We start from the raw sequence: 22,185 nt of genomic DNA, 5'->3' as shown, positions 1-22,185 counted from the left end.
ACTTTATGAAAAGAAACGATGGGCGGTTGGTTCTAAATTTTGTTCCTGATCAGGGACTGGATTCGCGGTTGAGTTAACCGGTACTGGATTCACGGCCGAGTTAATCAGTGAACAGAGGACTGCATGATCGCCAGCCTCGTGTACCTTGACATGGGCATATTTCCTGGAAGGATTAATGATGTCATCGTTTTTGGGTTTAATGGATAGCTCATATTCCTCATTAATCTGTAAAATTTCAGTCAGGTTAATGGATGTCTTATCCAATTTTGCCTGCAAATAATTTTTGTAACATGTATCTGAGTCGGTCTCCAGGAAAATTTGAAGATTGATTACTTTAGTCTTTCCCGGTATCACTTGAGGTTCTTTTCCTGTTACGGAGGGAGTAGAGCATTCCGCTTTTTTTGGATTCAATCCCGCAGCAAACGCCTCATCCAGGGCATTCTTGTTGAACATGAAATGCCCAACACAAATTAGAACACCCTGTTCTTTTTCAATTCGTTCAGCTAAATCCTGCACGGCATACTCGCCCTTTTCATTCATTAACTTATCTTCAGTCACGATGCTTACCGATTTGGACTTGATTGCGGCACTTATCTGTTTAGCCAGATGATTAAGATCAGCTCCAATTGGACCACAAATAGCAATGACGTACATAGCAGTATCTCGTTGATTTTTTTTGCATCATAATTACTGATTATATGAAAGTCAAAGTGTATCCATAATGATATGACGATGGCTTTATCCATTCAGGCATTGATTTTTTAAGACATTGCGTATATTCTCACCCTCTCGTTGGAGAGATGGCCGAGCGGTCGAAGGCGCACGCCTGGAAAGTGTGTATACGGAAACGTATCGAGGGTTCGAATCCCTCTCTCTCCGCCAAATAACCTCCCCCCATTGTTAAGTTCGTGTAAAACCTTGCGCTTAAGCCTTTTTCACTGTTTTTTACTTATACAGAATCAGATAAAATTGACGCGTTGTTAATCACTTTGAGAATTACAATGCCAGCTCAAGTCAAAATGATCGAATCCATCAACCGTCTTTTAAGCCGCAACGACACGGCCATTCAATTAAACCCTGAGGGGGTCTGCGGGGGGCTGGTTTGCTTACTGATTCGTTATCGTTTTGAAGGCCGTGAGTCTCAATTTTTTGACCTGTGCCGCCAACTCGCGAACCCACCCAAAGACTATGTCTATGGCAATGGCGACAAACTGGATTTATTTATTCGCGAGATTGAAATTGAATTTAACCGCAACAAATACACCAACGCCAAATCGCTGCAGGGCGACATGGAGAAAACCGCCTTCATCCAGGGCAAACCCATCAGGAAAGAATTTGCCATTGGTTTGGTCGAAAGCAAAGCCCGATGGGCAACCATTCTTGAGCAGCTCGGCAATGATGGCCGTTCATGCTATGTGGCCTCTCATACACATGCCATTGCAATGACCTTTGAAAATGGACGCTATGAAATTTATGATCCCAATTACGATGAAGACAATCCCGACCAACCGGTTTCTGCTAAAAAAACTAAAAACGTCCGCACCTTTACCAACGCCAGCGAGGTTATCGAGGAGTTATCTCAACAATTTGGTTACCCGGATGATCAGGTCGGGTTAAGTATTCACATTTATGCAAATCCACATGATTCGCGTCCTGCCCAGTATCCTGAGCCAGGCGAGCACTTAAAAAGCTTTACCCAGACTGACTTTAACCGCCAAATCGGTATCACGGATCCAAAATGGGTTTACAACAGCCTGTACTTCGCCGCCTTTGTGAATGACGCACCCACCATCAAAGCCTACCTTGAGCATAATCTGGTCACTCCTTATCAAGCGGCTTACCTGATGCATACCGATCGCTGGAATGAGGACCTGTTTAAACTCTACGGGCAAAAAAAATCAGGGGGATAAACTCCATCTGCTGACCTATGCGCTCTGGCAGGGTAATCTGCAGCTATTTGAGCGCCTGCTTCAAGCCTATGAAAGCCAGTGCACGTCCGATAGCCAGAAAAAGGCTTTTAAAGATTACATCGGTAAAGAATTCCATTTTCTGATGAAGGCAGCCGAATGCCGGAACGCGGCTTGCCTTCGTTCCGTTTTTGAGCTTTACAAGAAATATGCCATTGATTACTCCACCCTGTCCGGCACACAACGGATGGATCTTCTTCGCAAAATTAGCGAGAAAGGCGATATTGATTGCTTAAAAACACTGAGGGCTTACCTGCCGGCTCTCCCATTGAATGACTTGTGTGAGGCATTGCGGGTTGCTTCAGAGCATGATCGCCAATCCATCGTCCAGTTCTGGTTGAATGAAATTGAGGAATTTAACAAAGCCACGCTAACCCCGGACAATACCAAGGCCAAGAATTTAAGCCTTAAATCAATACAAAAACTTTCCTTACCTACATTTAAGCAGCTTCTGAAATTCGGCTTTAGGGTCCACGAAAGCATGATTCCTCAACTGTTAAAGCGCAAAGATCGCCGCTTTTTTGAGGCGTGGCTGGAATATACTCCCAATACCGACCGCTACCGTGATCTCATTGAAGGCCCCGCTCCTGTTTTAAGCCAGGGTCTTGATTTAAATATCTTTCAGGTTTTATGCCGCTATGGCCGCAATGAACTGATCGAAAAAAACTGGACAGCGGAAGCCCATTCATTTGGCGGCGATGCCTTGGTCTTCGCATGCGACACAGGCAATCAGGCGCTGGTCACCTTTCTTGTGGATAAAGGGTTTCGTCTCGATACCGAGCATGCGGTTAAGGCCTTGAAAGCCGCGATGGCCAATTTTGAATTCGACCGGGTGCGGGCGGTTTTAACCGTGCCTTTGGACACAGTTGAATTTTTTACGGAAGCAAACAAACCTTTAATCCATCAATTGATCGCTGCACATGAAATTGATTTTATCTTGCGCGCCTGGAAAAAACTGGGTCCTGCCCAGAAACAGGATTATCTCCTGCATGCAGTCAGCATCGGCAGCCGCCCGTTTTTCGAAAAGATTGCCGCGCGTTACCCTCTCTTTTCATCCCTGTTTATCGATGTGCTGCTGGATGTCTATAAACAAAACCAGCAATATACCCAAGTGCTTGACGCAGCCATTCATTTAGCGGATTCGCTGAAAACCACCCACTTCGCCGAATGCTTTCAAAAATTAATTGATCCATTTAACCAACGCATCCACAGCCGAATCAAAACCGATGATCCGTCGGCTGAGAAAGCGTTTCTGACTGAGGCGCGTCAATCCATCGGGGGTTTAATCGCCCTTTTAATTCATGCGATTGAACATCACCAGTTTGCCTTTGCCCTTAAGCTGATGTCGTTTGTTCATTTAACCAATGACGAGCAAGAGCAAATCCTGGTGAAGGCGTATGCACGCAAAGAAACGGCCATTCTTGAATTCATGCTCGAAAATTATCGCAGTTTTCGTACCCATTCAAAGAACTATTTCAATTTGGAGGCCCAAAAAGAATATGGCCTGCTGGCTAAGTTACTTGAAGGGGAGCAAACCCTCGACCCGGTCGTTTACATGGCCCTGCTCAAACGAGCCGTTGCAAGACATGACGAACAAATCATTGCCCTGCTAAGCCGGCATATTAACACCGCTTACCGCGCCCAGGGCTCTCCTGTTTATGACGCCATTATACAAGGCAATGTGCCTGGTGTGCTCTTGTTATTGAAATACGGGGCAAGAATCCATGAGCACCCGCTTCCCAGTGCTCTGTTCACGCTGGCCATTCAACAACCAACAGCCGATTTATTGCACGCTCTGCTGCAACAGAATGATTTCCTCACCTATTTCAATCAGGAATTGGGAGAAAACCTCGACCGTCTATTCCATCACGCCACACCCGCAGTCCTGCTCTATGCGGTAAATAAAGTGAACATGACAGAAAAATACCAGGAATTTCTCTACCATGCCTTAACCCACGATGATGTGGCCTTATTTAGGCGTCTAAAAAAAGAACAGCAGTTTCACAACATGGATTTAAACAAGCTGTTTGCTCTGGCTTGTGAGCATCAGGCCTGTGCGGTAGTGAATGAGTTACTGGCAACCCCACTGGCATTCGATAACAGAAAAGCCTTGCATGGGCAACTGGATAAACTCTTTGGCGTCACCTCGCCACAATCGGATATCAATGCGCAAGCCATTTATGATCGGGTTTATCCAAAGGCCCTTTACCGCTTGTATGAATTGGTTAAAACAGAGCGCTATCGCCCCTTTGCAGCATTGCACACCTCCATTTATACCCTCATTGGCGATGACGGTTTGCTTAAAGCCTCTCAGATTCGGACTGAGCACCGTAAAGGGCTTTTACGCAGCCGTCTAATCAGCAATGCCCTGGATAGGGGCGATCAGGTTATTCTCAATGAATTGCTTCAGCAACTTGAAGAAAAGCCGCCCGTCAATCAGGAAGTCATGGATATCTTTGCCGCCAACCTGCAAAAACCCCTCATTCTTGGCGTGCTTTTAGACCATTTCCCTCTGGATAAAGTCATCAAGGAAGCACTCATCCAGAAACGAGGCTCAATCCTTGTCACGTTGCTAAGCGGCAAACCAGCCAGTATCCTTTCCGCTGAGACGCTTGAGCTTCTTAAACAACACAGCGACCTTCTTCTTTCCGCCCTGTTTGAGAAAGCAAAACGCGAATTGACCACCGACCCTCGCGCCCAACTCAATGCCCTGCTTATCCCGGATTCCCCGCTGGCTTTGGCACAGGCCCTTAACCATCAGGGTCCGGCAATTAAAAAGATGATTACCGTCATTCAGGACTTAATGATTGAGGGTAAGCACGATTTACACATGCATTTCTATGATTTTCAGCTGGAAAAGAAAATTCTGGATGGTTTTGCGGCCATGGAAGACATTCAACCCCTGATTGATCAATGGGTGATTAAGCTCCCGGTTTATGCAACAAGAAGGGAAGTCGAAGACAATTTAAGCCGGGATGCACTGGAACTGCTCAAACAATCCGAAGCACAGGATGCCGTCCGCCAAATCCGGTCACACTTTAAAAACCACGATCTCACCCCCCATGGTTTTGATGAAAAGAAACACTTGATAGCCCTGTTTGAAGCACTGGAAACGATAGAGGCTAAAGAACAGAAAAAGCAATCGGCGGTTAACCAAGGGCATACGGTTACACAAGGTGAGGCATTACCCCAACCGCCAGAGACGCTGGTGATTGAAGAAGAAGCCGTTCCTGTTTCTCAATCAGCCAATGAAAAGCCCTGCTTAAACGCGCTTTTTAAGCAATTGGATAACTACAAACAGGACAGAGCCCGCTACGGCCAAACCCGACACGCCATCCCCTGGTTCCAATACACCAAAGACGATAAAACGCGGGCGGTTACCAACTTGGCCGCAGCCCTTGTCTCTCCGGATAAAGGCATCAACCTGCACGATGAGGGCGTACTCTTTGACGGCAGTTTATATACGCGTCTCGATGCATTCATCACGACTCACGGCACTGAACTGGCCAGGGAACTGCAATGCCCGACGGCCATAGGCTCTCTTTCCGATCTGATTGATTTCCTCAATACGCGCTCCCCTGTAGCCAGTTTAATCAATATACTGGAACAATACTGCACGGTACGGGATACCCAACCTGAATGTTACCACTGGTCTATTTTTAGTCAATTTACGGGCACGGAGAAAAAAGCGGCGGCAAGGCGTCTGATTGATCGACTCAAAGGCGGGGACACGCAACTGAGTGAAAGGGACGTGGCGGCCCTGGATCAAGGGTCGCTTGGGAAAGAGCTTGAGAAGTTTATTGAGTTATACGGCCCTGCATTGGAGAAGCGCTTTAACCACGCTGTTTACTCGCTCTATGATTTGATTGAAGCCGGCTCAGCTAAAGTCACACCCTAGCCCAGCCAAGCCGGGAGGCCTTAATCTGCTCCCGGATAAACGCCTGAACTATGGCCGCTTGCCTCATGATCGATAAATCGGTTAAAATAAAACTTGTCTATTTATATATAAAACAGGTAGTCCCTGCCATGAACAACATTACTCAATAAATTGCACACGGCCAGAGGGGTTTCTCTCTGCGGTTAGTCATCCTTGAGTAGTGTTATGTTTAGACCTGTTGAACTACGCGGCATTTCCCTTTCTTTTCCTCACAAAACCTGTTTCAGCGATTTTACCGCGCGGATTGGCCCTCGCGCACGAATTGCCATCATCGGCAAAAACGGCAGCGGCAAATCCAGTCTGCTAAAGCTGCTGTCGGGTGAACTCAGTATCCAGGAGGGTTCGATTATCCGTCCAGAAGGGCTCATTGTCGGCCATGTGCCGCAACTGGCCTCAGGTGAACGCTATGAACAATTAAGCGGTGCCCAGCGTTTCCATGCGGCATTGAATGACGCGCTGAAACATCAGCCTACCCTGCTGCTGCTTGATGAACCGACAAATCATCTTGATACCGTCAACCGCCAAAACCTGATGAAGTTTCTCGACCACTTCCCAGGTGCGGTGGTTATTGCCTCGCATGATCAGGCGTTATTACGGCAAAGCATTCAGACCCTTTGGCATATTCAGGATAATCAGCAGGTGGCTGTGCATGAAGGCAGCTACGATGATTATCGTCAGTCTCTTGCAAACCGCCAGAAAAAAGTCCATCAGGCGCTTTCACAATTGTCTCAGGAAAAAAAAGCGCTCCATCAAAAACGCATGAACGAACAGGTGCGTGTGAAGAAGAAGCGCATCCATGGCGAAAAAAAATACGATGGCGATAAACTGGCGCTCAGAAGCGCCCAGGGGCGAGGGCAACGAACCGCAAATAAGCATTCCAAACACCTCAATCATAACAAACAGCAATGGCTTGCCGAGAAAGAAGCATTAAGGCAACCGGAAATTATCCGACCGGATTTTTCATTAACTGGCAAAACGCAGGGCAACAAACGTCTTGTCTGTATTCAGCAGGGCGAAGTCGGGTATGACACCCCCCTTTTGCAATCCATTCATTTGTCCATGACCGGCCATGAGCGCCTTGCCTTAAGCGGTCCTAATGGCGTCGGCAAATCAACCCTGATGAAGGCCATGTTGTCAGAAACAGGACCGCGCCTGAGGGGACAATGGCTTCTTCCCGCCAAAGAAGCCATTGGTTACCTGGATCAACATTACAGCACATTAAACCCTGCCCACAGTGTGTATGAAACCATCGAATCCTTGCCGTTAAACTGGCATAGCCAGGCCATCCGCAACCATTTAAACCGCTTTCTTTTCCGTAAAAACGAAGAAGTCCAGGCTCGCGTGGCAACACTGTCTGGCGGCGAAAAAGCCAGGCTGGCGCTGGCTGTGATTGCCGCCCTGCCCCCTCAACTGCTGCTTCTTGATGAAATAACCAATAACCTCGATTTGGAAACCCGCGAGCATGTCATTGAGGTTCTGTGCGACTTTCCTGGCGCCATGATTATTATTTCCCATGACCAGGCATTTCTTCAAGCCATCGGTGTTGAACGTTTCTACACGCTGGGTCTTGAATAATAAGCAGAAAAATGCAATCAATCCCTGCAAAACAGAACGGAAGGCAGGGATTGAAAATTTCTCTTGCGTTCAGGTGAATTTTCTTATAAAAATCTCTTTCCCGTCCTTTTTCTCCGTAAAAAAATATGGACAGATTATAAAATTATTGTACAATTCTGCCTCCTTATTAACTTTTTTTGAGAGACCAAACAGTTAGTGATTAATTACAACCATACCACCAGCTCGCCAATTGATGATGGCGGCTACAAGCGCGGGTTAAAAGACCGTCATGTCCAACTGATTGCCTTAGGCGGTATTATCGGCTCAGGTTACTTCCTGGGTACGGGTGAAGTCATTAACCAGGTTGGTCCCGCTGTATTCATTGCTTATGTGTTAGGCGGATTAATCATTTATCTAACCATGCTTTGTATGGGTGAATTGGCTGTCGCCATTCCCATTTCCGGTTCTTTCATTAACTACACGGCCGAATTTATCTCCCCGTCCATTGCCTGCGGTGTCGGTTGGTCCTACTGGATTAGCTGGGTGGCCTACATTCCCGCCGAATGCATAGCCGGCGGCATCATCATGCAGCATTTTACCGGCATTAACGGCTATGTCTGGGCTGTTTGTTTCGGGCTTCTCATCACCTACATCAATATCGCCAAAGTAGGTACTTTTGGTGAGATCGAGTTCTGGCTTGCCATCATTAAAATCACCGCGTTAATGGGTTTTGTGGGGCTTTCTATTTTAATCTTCTTCGGGTTTATTCACGGGCCCCAACCAGCTGGTATAATCGGTGGGCGATTCATCTTTGATCAAGGCGGTATGTTTCCTAACGGATACCTGGTCTTGCTGACCGCCATGGTGTTGTTGCTGGTGAACTATCAAGGATCGGAGATCATTGGGCTTGCGGCAGGCGAATCGATCGATCCGGCGCGCATGATTCCCCGGGCGGTGCGTAACGTCACCTTCAGGATCCTGTTCATATACATTATTCCGGTATTCTGCCTGGTTTTAATTTTCCCCTGGCAAAAGGCAGGGCTAGCCAACTCCGTCTTTGCTGATGCACTCAATTTTTATGGCCTGCACTGGGCAGGTGCCGCCACCAGTTTTGTGACCCTCACCGCCACATTGTCCTGTTCTAACTCGGGCGTTTACGGGATTGTACGCTCATTAAATGCTTTAGCGCGCAATGGCATGGCACCGCATGTCTTGAGCAAACTCAACCGCAACGCCGTCCCGCAGAATGCGGGCATTGTGACCCTGATTGCCATCTGGCTGTTGCTGGCGGCCGGTTATTTCTTTGGGCAATCCATGCTTTATATCGCCCTGCTGCTGGTTTCAGGCTTCACCGGCGCCACCGCCTGGATCTCGTTATGCTGGGCACAGATAAATTTTCGCAAACGATTGTACGCCGCCGGTTACACCACCGACGATTTACGCTACAAAACTCCGGGCTCACCCTACACCGGCCTCGTGGCCATTTTTCTAATGGTGATCTGTTTAATCCTGTTATTATTAAACAAAGACATGTCTTATAAGATTGCATTCGCCATGGGTCTTTTTAGCTTTATCGGTCCCATTCTGGTTTATACGTTGGGCGGTTTCCATAAAAAGCGCGTCCAGGCCATGGAGCGCAACAAGCACGTCCAGTTTAAGGATATCTTTCCTGATCGGAAAAAGACTTCGGATTAGGCGAGAAAATGATAATTGACGGTCAACAGCCACGGAGTGATTAGCAATACAACTATGGGCCAAAGCGGAGCTTTCCATGCGTCATTTACTCCTGATGGATGCCGCGGACAAGCCGCGGCACGTTGGTAAAAGAGAGCAATGCAACTCCATCACCTGTAGCTCTCTGCCCAGCCTGTAACACAGTGATCGCATCGATTGAACAATAGGCAATACACAAGCTATTGAATTAGTCCGCAGAAACGAAAGGCTTTGCCTAATGCATCTACCTGCCGCGGCTTGTCCGCGGCATCCAGGGGGTCTAGAGTAAGGTATAGTTGTTTACATTATCAAATGGCTTGCGGCACACCGCCTTATTCGACGTGATAAATCTGGCCGGTTTGCAAGCCCTCCACGCTCTTGCTGTACGCTAACGCCGCGCGGGCGGCTTTGACTGGCGCATAGCCTCTGAAATAAGGCGCATAATCTTTCATGGCTTCTTCGATTACTGTCGGGCTGACGGCATTAATGCGCAGACCGCGAGGCATTTCGATGGCGGCTGCGATAACAAACGAATCAATCGCCCCATTGACCATGGAGGCGGACGTACCAAATGGGATGGGATCATGGCTTAAAATGCCGCTGGTCAAGGTGAAGGAACCGCCATCATTTAAATGCTTCCTGCCTTCAAGGACCACATTAACTTGCCCCATCAATTTATTTTGCAGACCAATCTGGTAAGCCGCATCGTCCATGGCCATGAAATCATCGAATTGCACTTTTCCTGTCGCTAAAACAATCGCATCAATCTGTTTAATCGTCTGGAAAAGATTGTCGATGGATTTTTTATCCGTGATATCAACCTGTATATCCCCATTGCTATAATTCGCCTGAATTACTTCATGACGAGGTTGAAGCTCCTGCACAATGGCCTTTCCAATAGTGCCTGACGCGCCGATAATGACAATTTTCATGAACGATTCCCTTGATTACCATAGACCTTTTCATCAAAACAGATTAGGAACGGAAGATCAAGGCAGGCTTAATGCAATTTCTCACCATTGGCAACCGGTTTATCGACTGTTGCAAGGCAAATAGCGCCCTGTGAGTCAGAAAAGCCGACCAGTAAAAACTGCGAGGTGAAACCAGCAATGTTTTTCTCACCAAGATTGACGCAGCCTATCACCAGCCGCCCAATTAAAGTCTCCGGTGTATAATGCGCTGTAATCTGCGCGGACGTTTGCAATACCCCAATCGCTGCGCCAAAGTCCACCCAAACTTTATACGCGGGCTTTTTGGCACGTGGGAAGGGTTCTACCTTAACAATCGTCCCTGAACGTAAATCCACTTTGGCAAATTCTTCATAACTGATGATCATGGTCATCCTAATTAAGTAAGGGCTTCAAAGCGTGTTTTGAATTCTGGCACCAGGCTCTTCAGCAAGACATACAATTCGTCATGATTATGGGCATGACAAGCCTCATTCATAAGCCGCAGGGTCTGTAGCAGCTCGCGCCAGTCAATTTTTCGAAAACGTGCCTTGAATAATTTTTCATGCTCGGTATTAGCTAATTGCTCCGACTCATGGAAAAGCTCTTCAAACAATTTTTCACCCGGCCTAAGCCCTGTGTATTGGATGGCAATGTCCTTCCCTGGCTCTTTACCCGCCAGACGAATCATCTGTTCCGCAAGATAACTGATCTTAATCGGCTCGCCCATGTCGAGGACAAAAATTTCTCCGCCATGCCCATTGACCATGGCCTGTAAAATCAGCTGGCAGGCTTCGGGAATCGTCATAAAATAGCGTTGGATATCCGGATGGGTCACCGTCAACGGCCCGCCTGCTTCCAGTTGTTTCTGGAACAGGGGCACCACACTGCCAGCCGATCCCAGTACATTGCCAAAGCGGACGGTAATAAATTGGGTTCGTACCCGTTCATTTAAATTCTGACAATAAATTTCTGCCACACGCTTGGTGGTCCCCATAACATTGGTTGGATTCACCGCCTTGTCGCTAGAAATCAACACGAATTTTTCGGCCCCTGCCTCAGCGCTCGCCAAAGCCACAACCTGGGTGCCAAGCACGTTATTTTGCACCGCAACACGCACCTGCTCTTCCAGCAGGGGTACATGCTTATAGGCTGCGGCATGAAACACCAAATCCGGTTTAAACTGATGGAAAATCGCATCAATGGCGGAGGCATCGGTAATGGAGGTCAGACTCAACCGCAGCGACACCTCGGGAAAGGCCTGCCTTAATTCATAATCCGCTTTGTATAAATTGAATTCACAGTTATCAATGATTAGTAATTGTGCGGGATGATGGGCCATGACCTGACGGCATAATTCTTCGCCTATGGAACCGCCGCCCCCGGTCACGATGACTTTCTTACCGTGGATGGCGCCTGCGATTTTGTCCCACTCCAGTTGCACCTGATCGCGTCCCAGCAAATCCTCAATGCTGACCTCGCGCAGGGCTTTCACATCAATCTGGTCATTCACCAGGGCCGAAATACCGGGCAAGGTGCGAAAAGGAATACGGCAGCGAGTACAATAATCCACAATACGCCGCATCGCCGCTGAGCGGGCAGAAGGAATGGCGATGAACAGCAAATCTATCTGATGATTGATAACCAACGCCGGTAATTCACGGACGGTGCCTAACACCCGAACGCCATGAATGTCCATGCCGCGCTTACCCGGGTTATCATCCACCAACCCCACGGGCAGGTAGGCGTTCATTTTTTTAAGATCGCGAAGCAAGCCTTCACCCGCATGACCCGCGCCGATAATCAAAATCCGTTTCATTTCCAGCGACATGTCCTCTCGCCCCTTGCGATCACGGTACATACGCATAGTTAAGCGACCGCCGCAAAGCAAGGTGACCAGTCCCAAGGCATACATGGGTAGAATGGAGCGCGGCACATGCTGAAGCAGCGAGGTGACATAGAATGCGGGGATAACGAGCACAATCGCCAACAACGTCGCTTTGATGATACGGATGACATCATTAATGGAGGTAAAACGCCAAAGCCCGCGGTAGACTTTGCAGTAATAATAACAGCTCACCTGAATGACCATCAGCAATAAAAGGGCTGCGATAGAATAGATTGATGTTAAATGATGAGGGAAAGGCTGCAGGTTATAGCGTAACCAAAAAGCAAAATACCAGGCTACGGGAATAGCCGATACATCAAAGATCAGCGAGGGTAATTTTTTATATATTTTGGACAATAATCCACCAATATTAGCCATCGTTGGCAAAATCCTTTGATGTTAGGCAACCGAACGTTTAAAGCGTAATACTAAAGTCTTTACTCTAAATTGCAATGGGCACGATAAAACTAAAATATCCTGCACCCTCTCCATCATGAGGTCGACCCATGTAATCAGCTGATTTTATGCTTAATCAACCAGAAACACCAGATAATGAACCACGCGGGTACCGGTTAATTAGTATGCCTTTCCCAGTTATTAAGGTGCTCCGCCTACCAACTGGAAAATCTGGTAACGGTAGGCGCTATGATCAGAAGCGCTGTAATAAAGTGCCTGCAATTGATAAGCACTGTTTGTTTTCAACGCCTGTTCCAGGCATTGATCCACTGGCATATAAGTGACTTTATTGCCTTCAATCAGAGAAGCCAGAATGACGACGTCAGGCTTGAGTGAAAGAATAGTCCTGCAAAACCACTGATCACGCTCAGCCTGCGGCTGCATTGCCATGGCTTTATTATTAAGGCAATAGGAATCAGTATAATGCAGTGGGCTATAGTAGGGGATAAAACCGCTGTCGCCTAACACGATACGGCTGTCTGCCGAGGTGTGCTGGTTGAGCCATTGAACCACTTTCAGACGTAGCTTTTCACCGGCAACCGGATTTTTGGTAAAATACCGCAATTGCGGCAGGGTCATCATCGGAATAAAAAAGAACGCCATGAGAAAAGAGGCCAGCAACAGGGTCGCGGTGGAGACCGATTGTTCCGTCCTGGGTAAAAAAACCGTGACCAACTCACGCAATCCCTGCAAAGACACGGGCAACAGCAGAAAAAAAACCGGCAAAAATAACCGGTTATCAAAAGCCACCAGGGACTGAGCCCGGATTAACAGCAGGAGATAAACCACGCTGGGCAAGATAAAATACCAGGGCAGCCGATTCCTGCCCTTCCTTAACGCACCATAGATGGCAAGCAGCAAAAACGGCCAGGCCAGCGAAAGATAATCCGAGTCGAGAATAAACCACTCCGCCGAATGGCCTTTGCAATAAACCGGATTAGAAAACAGCAAACCATAATATTGCCAACGCCAGAGAAAATAAGGCAGGAAGGCCACCAGGTATACCATGGCGCTGCAGGCTATAGCCCTCAAAGCAAGCCGTTGCCTGCTTAAAGCATCCCAACCCGCGAGACAATAAAACAGCATAATCAATGCCGGCGCTTCCGAACGGGTCATGGATGCCAAAACAAACAGGAATCCGGCAAGCAACGCCATGGGAAATTGCGGCACCCCGCGTGCCTGAGGCGAAGCCTTATACCCCTGAGCGCGCAACAGGCAGTATAGGCCTAAAGCCAGGAGTGCCTGATAGGTGGTGGTTTCCAAACCGCTGACTGACCAGATGATTTGCCCGCGATACAACAACAGCCAAACGCAGGGAATCAACGATATTAAGCGACCAAACCAGAAACGCGATAACAGATATAGCGCCAGGATTGTGAAAAATAAACCGCATACCCCCATCCACTTTAACGCGGCAACCGGATCCCCTCCCCACGTCAATACATAGCCTGCAAGGACTAAAAAACTAAAATTGGAATAACCCTCAACCGGCGGGGAATCCATATTCCAGAGTAATTCCCCCCCTGCCACCCAATTTTTGGCATAACGCAGGGTGATGTACATGTCATCAATGGTAAAAGGCCAGATGGCTTCCACCTGCAGGATGACTAAGTAGACAAAAGCCAAAACCAGGCAGGCTGCCGTGACGGCCTGTTTAACCCTCATGGGTTTAAAGCCGCTACAGGGCTTAATGCGACTAACGTTAATAAGACAAAGCAGAGCAGGTTAAAGCGTGACAGATTATCACCGAAAAACAGGGAAATCGGATCATCACTGGGGCTATCCTGCCTGGTAAACCAGGCAAACCGCCATAAACCAATCGCCGCAAAAGGCAAGGTCAAGAGAAAATAAAAAGCTTCATCATGAACGATAATGGTGTACAGCAAATAGGCAATGAAACAACTGATGGCCACCCCATTGATGAGATAGTCCAGGGTTTTGGTTGAGTATTTTTTAAGCACAGGCCGCGTGTCATAACTTAAGCCCAATTGTTTCTCCAATCGTCGTTTACCGAGAGCAATCAGCAGACTGACTAAAGTAGCCGTAATCGTCAACCACCAGGAAATCGGTAAGCCAATGCCTATTGTTCCTGCCAATACACGCAGCATAAAACCACTGGCAATGCAGAGAACATCAAGGATCGGTATACTTTTCAGCAAGTGGTTATAGGCAAGATTAACGAGTAAATACACGGCCAGGATGACGGCGAGGGTCATGGAAACAGACCAGGCAATCAACAGCCCCACCAACAGCAACATGATCAAGGTGCCAAACGCGATGTCCAAAGAAATCTCCCCGCTCGCCAGCGGTCTTAACCGCTTGTGGGGATGCAGCCTGTCTTCTTCCATATCCTGAAAATCGTTATAAATATAAACGGCACTGGCGATAAGGCAAAAGGAGAGCGCAGCCAGGATGGCATCGACCAGATACTCCAGGGTGCCGGAATAAATGACACCCAGGAAAACAAAAGCGGACTTCGTCCAATGAGAAAAGCGCAGCAGGTAAAAAAATTGCTTCAAGGACGTCATAACTCACACTACGACAAACGGGTTTGACCTCACTATATCATTTGTTTTTCAAGAGGTTAATGCGTCGACGCTAAAAAACATAATAAATGCAAATTGATTTATAAATAACCATCAATCACCCTCCCCATGCAACAAACTAGTAAAAATTAATCAAGTAACATTGCATTTAACCACTAATTTCGTAATATAAAATGTTAGGAGATAAAATTAACAAGGATGAGGTGGTGAAATGACCTATTGTTTGGATGACGAATTCCTGAAAAATTTGCTTGAAATTCGCGAAGAATACTCAAAAATAAAACAAATTGATTTTGCTAAAGCACCTCAACCCTATGCCATTTCCTGTTTTTTTGGCGCCACCGATGTCAGTACCCGTGACCAGCAGACCCGATTCATTTTAAAAATGCTGGATGCTCTTAAAGAGGATTTACTAAAACCCAGCCAACTTGAAAAGGAAAATTTCCTGCTCGTTAAACCCGAAGCCATTGAAAAGCATGTTGAAGCTTTACGCATCCTCGTTGCGCTGGTTTTCTACATTAAATCGCAAGTGGATAAAACCTACACTGTGGGTTCCTCCTCTTCAGCCAAATTAATTATGCTGCTGGATAATGCCCTGAAACTAAGCCAAATCAGCATTGATGACGAAACACGCGACACCGTTTTGCATTCTGCTCAAAAATTCCTCAATAACGACAAGAAACTGGAGGAAATAAACAGCAAGATGAAATCAAAAATCAGCGACAGCGAGTGGCGCGATTTTACCCGCTTTATTAACCACCAATGTAAAAAGCTGGATACGAAATCAAAGGCGTCCCTGCCGGTGACTTCCGTATTAGTCCCGGCTTTAGCCTGGCCCATGGAAATGACAGGGTATACAACCGGCTATATTTTAGGCAATGTAATCGCCAAATCAACCGAATCGCAACCGGTGCGCGCCTTTGTGACCACCAGTCTTAGCGCCTTGTTGTATTTTTTTACCGGCTCATCGGGTACGTTGGGCATCATGTTGGTCGCACCAACTTATGCCGGCAAACTGGTGGAAACATTTTCCGGCATTTCCTGCGCCTGGATGTTGGCTAATACTATGAAATATGCCGGCAAAGGCATGGGTTATGTCATTGGCGTGCCCATCGATTTGGGCTGCAAAGTCGCCTATCAAAGCGCTATTTCGCTCTCGTCCATTCTCCAGGGTAAAAAAGCCCATCATCTCACCGGCTTTAATTTAGTCACCGGCCAGCGTGTTATCGAAGGCACCGAGGTGAATTTCATCAAGACCGATGATGAAACCTTAAAACAGGTTTTTGCAAAGGGCAGCGCAGAATCAGATGGCAAAATACCGGTTCCCCCCGTGCAATTAACTTCGGAAGGCTTGATCTTCAAACGTCCTGATGGGGAAGAAATCAAGGTGGCTATCCCCACGGTCGACGAGATAAAAAAAGCGCCTCAACCAGAAAAGCTCCCTTACATGGAAGAATTAAAATCACTCCTTGAGGGCCTGATTCAGCAAAATGGCATTCCCCTTATCAAAGCCACCACCGGAAAAGAGGATATTTTGCAGGCGGCCTTGGCGATTAGCGAGAACGAGTTAACGACAGCAACTGATCAATTGAATGAAGAGACACACGCTCAAAACATGACAGTCTGATAGTACGCTCAAGGCCGGGTTAATTAACCCGGCCTTGACGCCTCATACAGGGCTTTTGACCAGCTCACGCACCACGCTGGTGGCATAACTGCCGGGCGGTAATTCAAACTGCAATTCCACTGTATGTTCATCTTGCCACACCCAACTGAACTGATTCACGGCCAAAACCAGGGGACGGTAAGCGCGTTTTAAATCATGGGCTATGAGGCCTTTACACCAATCCGTGTAAGGTTCAAGCGCTTGCTGTTGGGTTTCAAGAGCAGCAAGACTTGCCTTCTCGTTGCCCTCGCCCCACAACGGCGCTGCCGGTGAAATATCAAATTCATTGATGCGTTGTTGAATACCGTCTTCGACCTCATCCAGACTAAAAATGCTGTGCGTGCCCGAAAGCTGCATCACATCGCCAGCAAGTGCCCGGTTCCAGGTCTTTTGACTGACCCGTGCCGATAAAATCTGGTTAAATAAAAACGACCGGGCCGCAGAATAATACATGCCTCGCAAAAAAGGATTTTTAACCCGATAATCCGTGGTGAGAAGCCGCCAGGCTTTTTCAAGATTCTGACTGCCAAACCGTTGATCGCCAAAATAGTTAGGCACCCCTTGTTGCTGAACACGGGATAAGCGGGTTTCGACATCTTGCGGATTAGCAATCTCTCTGAGCATGAGTTTAAACCCATTTGCAGCTAAAACCCCGGTTTTTAATTTTTTAAGATGCCGCTTGCTGGCAAGAACCTGCCAGCCCTCACCCGCTAAGGAATCAGGATTCGACACATCATCGTGTAGGCTGTGTACACAAATCCATTGGCGGGTGACAGCCAGCTTGTCCTTTAAACCGGCATAGGAAAACGCTTTGACCGGCTTGTTAAGGCAGGCCGCCAATGCTTTGACCAATTCTTCCGTATTTAATCCCCGCTTTTCAATGTAAAGATAAAGGTGCTCGCCCTCACCGCTTAATTCAAAACCCAGTTTTTCATTGACTTGAAAATCCTCAGGACGGCTTTTAATCACAGCGGTTGATTGAGGTGGACCATCTGCATAGGCCCAGTTGGTTACATCAAACATACCCATTTTCCTCATTTTTTTTGGCGATTATAACGGCAATAGCATTTGACGAACAGTTGCTCATCTGACCCATTGTTCTGCATTTATTTTTTAAAGCATAAACCCTGGTAATATTGCCTTTGGACCAATCGGTTCAGGTAAATCGAAGCTCAGGCTTTCCTTGGCAGGAAAACCTCATGAGACAGCGCCCTCTCTTTCTTATGGCACCGAAGAAAGTAAATTTGATGTCGGGGATGAGCGCGTCACCGTTGTAGAGGCCACGATGTCTCTTGATGTGTTTCCATTATGGGTTAAGGATTCCGATGCATTAATCTATTGTGTTGATTTAAGCCAGGCAACACCGGAATCGGTGCAGTACGCAATTGAAGATATTGATACATTTCAAAGGATAAATCCAAACGCCAAACTGATTTTAGTGGGTACTCATATCGACCAGGCAAAAAACCCACATGAAAAATTAAAAATAATCAACGAGTTATTTGGCAATCGCTTTACCCAGGCTGTTGGCGTGTCCTTCGCCCCCCAACAAGCCGCAAAGACTAACTTTGTCGATAACCTTCGCCAGGAGATTGTGAAGCCTCTGTTGAAGGCGGAAGAACATCAAGCTGAAGCAACAGAGTCACAGTATGTCGTCATACGCAAGATTAAGTATCCTGTGCCGCCCAAACCCTTCCCCAAAAGCTATACCCAATTATGGAACAAAGGGGCTGGCCAGGAGCAATCCGTTAAACAGGCACAATCCGTTAAAGATGAGCGCCGTGACTTTCTCGCGGCCCTGGAAGTGTTGAGGGACTACAGCAAAAGCAACAACCCGGACACCTGTTCATTCTTTGGATCAAAAGTAAAACTCGCGGTCACCAGGCACTTGTTTCGTCATCATACCGACGTGGTGGATCAGCTGTATAAACAATATTATAAAAAGGACAAGGCCACAGCCGGCGACTTAATCAGCGCCTTGAAGGAAAAATTGATTTTGCAGAGGGAGACGCTTAATTTTAAAGGCAGCCTGGCACAGCGTATTCGCTTTATTGAGCAACAAGCCAATTTGGAACCCACTGATTTTTTTGAGTTGAATGACCAGATAAATAAAGGAAAAATCACCATCAGTTCCCCCCAATAGGCCCTCAGCTTGAAGGCTCCTTTTCTCAGCGCGCCGCCGGATGGTTGTTTCGACACCCGGATTGCAAGACCTGCATCCAGCCCGGGTATTCCTGCGGCAGGCGGCTGACTCACTTTGGATTAATCAAACAATGCTTCTCGTTCATTCAGGGCATCATAAAGTCGCAAGATCTGCTTTTCTGTCACGCGGTGGATGGATAAAGGCGGCAGCTTATCCCGGGCAAAAAAACCCACCTCGGCAATTTCATTGTTGGCCTGAGCCTCACCTGATTCGATTTCACAATGAAAAAAACATTTATAGGCATGCGGCCATTGCGGGGGATGATCGTGCTTGAGCTTGTCCCAGAGCGCCATTAAGCGGATTACGCGAACCCCATAGCCGGTTTCTTCGCGGGTTTCGCGCATGACCGACTCCGAAGGCGACTCATTCACATCTATCCACCCGCCCGGCAAGGTCCATAAACCATCGGATTTTTCCTGAACCAGCAATACCTTATCGTTTTTAACAATAAAGGCCCGCACATCAAGCTTAGGCGTTGCGTAGCCTGTTTCAAAACTGAATAGATGGGCAATGTCTCCCACCTTGTCACTTCCCATCGCGGCAAGCCGGGCGGCAATATCTCGCAATTGCATATACCTTTCGCGATCAAAATCATTACTACAATACGCAAGACCATTCTGCGCTATAGCCTGAATCTCATTAAGGGTTTTAAGCCATTCCTTTTCATTTAACATGATGATCCCTCGAGGATAAAAATACTATAAACAAAAATTATACGGGATTGCCGCTGTCAAGGAATTGATGCTCAATATGGAATGTTTCAGCCAAATGCTCGCCCAAGGCCTGTATGCCGTAACGTTCGGTGGCATGATGGCCACAGGCAAAATAATGGATGCCCAGTTCTTTGGCCTGATAATAGGTGCGCTCTGCAACTTCACCGCTGAAATAAGCCTCTACACCCAGCTGATAAGCCGCTTCAATGTAATCCGGCGCCCCGCCGCTGCACCAGGCAATGCGTTGAATGGGCTCATCATCACAGGCAATGATTAAAGGTTCCCGTCCTAATGCCTGGTCAAGCTGCCTGCCCAATTCGTGGGCGGATAACGGCTTATCCAGCGTCCCTGACCACAATAACCGGTTGACGCCGCCCGTTGAGTGCATGACCACGTCTTTAACAGGCAGGCGTTTGGCCAGTTGGGCGTTATTGCCCAGTTCAGGATGGCAATCCAGGGGCAGGTGATAAGCCAGTAAATTGATTTGATGCCGCAACAGTTCAGTGATGCGTCGCCCTTTCATGCCGGTGATAGTTGGCTGCTCGCCGCGCCAGAAATAACCATGATGCACCAGCAAGGCATCGGCTTTGAGGGCCGCGGCCTGCAAAATAGCCTCTTCACTGGCCGTCACCGCGGTGCAAATACGGTGAATGGTCTCCCGGCCTTCGACCTGCAAACCATTCGGTGCGTAGTCATTAAACTCACTGACTGCCAGCAACGTATCAAGATAATCCGTTAACGCCTGACGTGTGATCACCTGGATGAAGCTCGCCTGATATCAGCACCCAGCGTCGATAATTTTTCTTCAATGCGCTCATAGCCGCGATCGACATGGTAGATGCGCTCGACAAAGGTTTCGCCTTCTGCCGCAAGACCGGCCAGAATCAAACTGGCTGACGCCCGTAAGTCGGTCGCCATTACCGGGGCGCCGGTTAATTTTTCAACGCCATTAATCATAGCCGTATTGCCGTTTAAACGGATTTGTGCGCCCATGCGCTGCAATTCCTGCACATGCATAAAGCGATTTTCAAAAATGGTTTCAATCACAGACGACGCCCCATCAGCAATGGCATTAAGCGCCATAAACTGGGCTTGCATGTCCGTCGGAAACGCAGGATAAGGCGCAGTCGCGATATTGACAGCCTGAGGACGTAAGCCATGCATGTTTAAAGTGACCCAATCTTCACCCAGGGTCAACTCAGCCCCGGCTTCTTCAAATTTACACAGCATGGATAACAGATTATCCGGTTTGACGCGTCGGACCGTGACCTTGCCGCGGGTAATGGCGCCTGCTGTTAAGTAAGTCCCCGCTTCAATGCGATCCGGCATGACGGTGTAGTTGCCGCCACGCAGGGCCTCAACGCCTTCAACTTCAATGGTAGGCGTACCGGCACCAGTGATTTGGGCACCCATCTGAATCAGGAAATTGGCTAAATCCACCACTTCCGGCTCACGCGCGGCATTTTTAATGATGGTTTTCCCTTCAGCCAGTACAGCAGCCATTAACACGTTTTCCGTGCCGGTTACCGTCACCGTATCAAACACCAAGGGTTTGCCCTGCAGGCGGCCGCGGCGGCAGCGGGCTTTAATGTAGCCATTTTTTACGGTGATCTCAGCCCCCATGGCTTTGAGTGCTTTAAGGTGCAAGTCCACCGGACGGGTACCAATTGCGCACCCACCAGGCAGCGACACATCGGCGCGACCGAAGCGTGCCAGTAAGGGGCCTAAAACCAGAATGGAAGCCCGCATGGTTTTGACCAGCTCATAGGGGGCGACAAATTCATTCACCTGGCTGGCTGAAATCTGAACGTTCATTTTTTCATCCACGATAAGATGGGCGCCCAACTGGCCTAATAATTCCATCATCGTGGTGACGTCTTTTAAATGAGGGACGTTGGCTATGGTCACGTTGTCTGTTGCCAGCAACGTAGCCGCCATGATGGGAAGCGCGGAATTTTTTGCGCCGGATATGACCACTTCCCCGTTTAATGCCTTGCCGCCATTAATCACTAATTTATCCATGCTGCTTCCCCCATTCTTCTTGAGTCCAGGTCTTCATCGTCAAGGCATGAAGACGACCGCTGGTAATATATTCTTTTAACTGCGCATACACCCATTGTTGCCGGGCCACCCGGGATTTGCCAACGAACGTATCCGACACAATGGTCAAGTGATAATGATACCCATCACCCTCCACGTTGACGAAATGAACGCCCTCTATAACTGACAATTTCTTTTCTATTTCTTCGTTATTTATCATACAACAGTTCCACTTTATTCAGAGACGATCGCTTTCTCATCCCGGTTCTTTTGCCTGACGTGTCAGGAGACGACTATTTTTTCCAAACCGCAAAATTCAGCCAGCGCATGGACTAAAGGCGGAATATTAATGATCTGGCAGCGCTTATGCAATTGCCTGCACAGGCGTTGTGCCTCAATCAACAGGGCAAGGCCCGCACTGTCGCAATGGTTGACTTCGCTTAAATCCACGACCACCTCGGGCTCATGGTTAGTTTTAATAAAATCGACCAGGCGGCGACGGCAAGTCTCGGCCGTCGCAAACGTTATTTGATTGTCTGGTTTGAAATTTGCCAT

The 22,185-nt window shown here is 47.8% G+C and carries 17 protein-coding genes, 1 tRNA gene and 2 pseudogenes; 8 read left to right on the top strand and 12 right to left on the bottom strand.

Annotated elements, in window-relative coordinates; translation table 11 throughout:
• Positions 1–3 precede the first annotated feature (3 nt).
• Complete coding sequence (locus Lery_RS11700) at positions 4–654, bottom strand: nucleoside/nucleotide kinase family protein (protein ID WP_058527434.1); 651 nt, start codon at positions 652–654, stop codon at positions 4–6.
• Between the two features lie 140 nt (positions 655–794).
• Between Lery_RS11700 and Lery_RS11695 the strand changes: the two genes are divergently transcribed.
• From Lery_RS11695 to Lery_RS11675, 6 genes and pseudogenes are all read left to right on the top strand, one after another.
• Positions 795–882 (top strand) — tRNA-Ser (locus Lery_RS11695).
• 119 nt (positions 883–1,001) lie between these two features.
• Positions 1,002–1,910, top strand: coding sequence for a hypothetical protein (locus tag Lery_RS11690; protein ID WP_058527433.1), 909 nt, complete (start codon positions 1,002–1,004; stop codon positions 1,908–1,910).
• Entirely contained in the window at positions 1,864–5,865 is a 4,002-nt protein-coding gene (locus Lery_RS11685) for a hypothetical protein (RefSeq protein WP_058527432.1), read from the top strand. The genes Lery_RS11690 and Lery_RS11685 overlap by 47 nt, the downstream gene beginning before the upstream one ends.
• A gap of 204 nt (positions 5,866–6,069) precedes the next feature.
• Positions 6,070–6,240, top strand: a pseudogene (locus tag Lery_RS15885) (ATP-binding cassette domain-containing protein); the annotation flags it as partial.
• Between the two features lie 195 nt (positions 6,241–6,435).
• Positions 6,436–7,351, top strand: a pseudogene (locus tag Lery_RS15880) (ATP-binding cassette domain-containing protein); the annotation flags it as partial.
• A 323-nt stretch (positions 7,352–7,674) separates the two neighbouring features.
• Positions 7,675–9,153 (top strand): amino acid permease, encoded by a 1,479-nt coding sequence (locus Lery_RS11675; protein ID WP_058527430.1) that lies wholly within the window; start codon positions 7,675–7,677, stop codon positions 9,151–9,153.
• A 350-nt stretch (positions 9,154–9,503) separates the two neighbouring features.
• Here Lery_RS11675 and Lery_RS11670 read toward each other — a convergent pair whose 3' ends face one another.
• The 5 genes from Lery_RS11670 to Lery_RS11650 all read right to left on the bottom strand — a co-directional run bounded on the left by Lery_RS11670 (position 9,504) and on the right by Lery_RS11650 (position 14,990).
• On the bottom strand, positions 9,504–10,103 hold the full coding sequence (locus Lery_RS11670) for a short chain dehydrogenase (RefSeq protein WP_058527429.1): 600 nt from the start codon (positions 10,101–10,103) through the stop codon (positions 9,504–9,506).
• A gap of 68 nt (positions 10,104–10,171) precedes the next feature.
• Positions 10,172–10,507: a tRNA-binding protein gene (locus Lery_RS11665; RefSeq protein ID WP_058527428.1), complete on the bottom strand. Its 336-nt coding sequence runs from the start codon at positions 10,505–10,507 to the stop codon at positions 10,172–10,174.
• A gap of 11 nt (positions 10,508–10,518) precedes the next feature.
• A complete protein-coding gene (locus Lery_RS11660) occupies positions 10,519–12,384 on the bottom strand; it encodes a polysaccharide biosynthesis protein (RefSeq protein ID WP_058527427.1) in 1,866 nt (621 codons plus the stop codon).
• A gap of 219 nt (positions 12,385–12,603) precedes the next feature.
• Positions 12,604–14,127, bottom strand: a complete 1,524-nt coding sequence (locus Lery_RS11655) for a hypothetical protein (protein WP_058527426.1) — start codon at positions 14,125–14,127, stop codon at positions 12,604–12,606.
• Positions 14,124–14,990 carry a decaprenyl-phosphate phosphoribosyltransferase gene (locus tag Lery_RS11650; protein WP_058527425.1) on the bottom strand — a complete coding sequence of 289 codons (867 nt, stop codon included), beginning with the start codon at positions 14,988–14,990 and terminating at the stop codon, positions 14,124–14,126. The genes Lery_RS11655 and Lery_RS11650 overlap by 4 nt, the downstream gene beginning before the upstream one ends.
• 229 nt (positions 14,991–15,219) lie before the next feature.
• Between Lery_RS11650 and Lery_RS11645 the strand changes: the two genes are divergently transcribed.
• On the top strand, positions 15,220–16,635 hold the full coding sequence (locus Lery_RS11645) for a hypothetical protein (protein WP_058527424.1): 1,416 nt from the start codon (positions 15,220–15,222) through the stop codon (positions 16,633–16,635).
• A gap of 42 nt (positions 16,636–16,677) precedes the next feature.
• Here Lery_RS11645 and truD read toward each other — a convergent pair whose 3' ends face one another.
• Positions 16,678–17,697 carry a tRNA pseudouridine(13) synthase TruD gene (truD, locus tag Lery_RS11640; RefSeq protein WP_065230310.1) on the bottom strand — a complete coding sequence of 340 codons (1,020 nt, stop codon included), beginning with the start codon at positions 17,695–17,697 and terminating at the stop codon, positions 16,678–16,680.
• Positions 17,698–17,857: 160 nt separating this feature from the next.
• On the opposite strand from truD, the gene Lery_RS11635 reads away from it, so the two are divergent.
• On the top strand, positions 17,858–18,817 hold the full coding sequence (locus Lery_RS11635; RefSeq protein ID WP_058527422.1) for a DUF5617 domain-containing protein: 960 nt from the start codon (positions 17,858–17,860) through the stop codon (positions 18,815–18,817).
• 119 nt (positions 18,818–18,936) lie between these two features.
• Here Lery_RS11635 and Lery_RS11630 read toward each other — a convergent pair whose 3' ends face one another.
• The 5 genes from Lery_RS11630 to Lery_RS11610 form a co-directional block, all read right to left on the bottom strand.
• Positions 18,937–19,551: an NUDIX hydrolase gene (locus tag Lery_RS11630; RefSeq protein WP_058527421.1), complete on the bottom strand. Its 615-nt coding sequence runs from the start codon at positions 19,549–19,551 to the stop codon at positions 18,937–18,939.
• Positions 19,552–19,588: 37 nt separating this feature from the next.
• The gene (locus Lery_RS11625; RefSeq protein WP_082657202.1) at positions 19,589–20,347 is read right to left on the bottom strand and encodes a Nif3-like dinuclear metal center hexameric protein; all 759 of its coding nucleotides are present in this window, start codon (positions 20,345–20,347) and stop codon (positions 19,589–19,591) included.
• Positions 20,344–21,612: a UDP-N-acetylglucosamine 1-carboxyvinyltransferase gene (gene murA, locus Lery_RS11620; RefSeq protein WP_058527420.1), complete on the bottom strand. Its 1,269-nt coding sequence runs from the start codon at positions 21,610–21,612 to the stop codon at positions 20,344–20,346. Before murA ends, Lery_RS11625 begins: the two co-directional genes overlap by 4 nt.
• On the bottom strand, positions 21,605–21,850 hold the full coding sequence (locus tag Lery_RS11615) for a BolA family protein (protein ID WP_058527419.1): 246 nt from the start codon (positions 21,848–21,850) through the stop codon (positions 21,605–21,607). The genes murA and Lery_RS11615 overlap by 8 nt, the downstream gene beginning before the upstream one ends.
• A gap of 62 nt (positions 21,851–21,912) precedes the next feature.
• A complete protein-coding gene (locus Lery_RS11610) occupies positions 21,913–22,185 on the bottom strand; it encodes an STAS domain-containing protein (RefSeq protein ID WP_058527418.1) in 273 nt (90 codons plus the stop codon).

The organism is Legionella erythra (assembly GCF_001467615.1).
Taxonomy (GTDB): domain Bacteria; phylum Pseudomonadota; class Gammaproteobacteria; order Legionellales; family Legionellaceae; genus Legionella_C; species Legionella_C erythra.
Note: the sequence above shows the minus strand (reverse complement) of the source record. Positions and strands in the feature narration are given on the sequence as shown.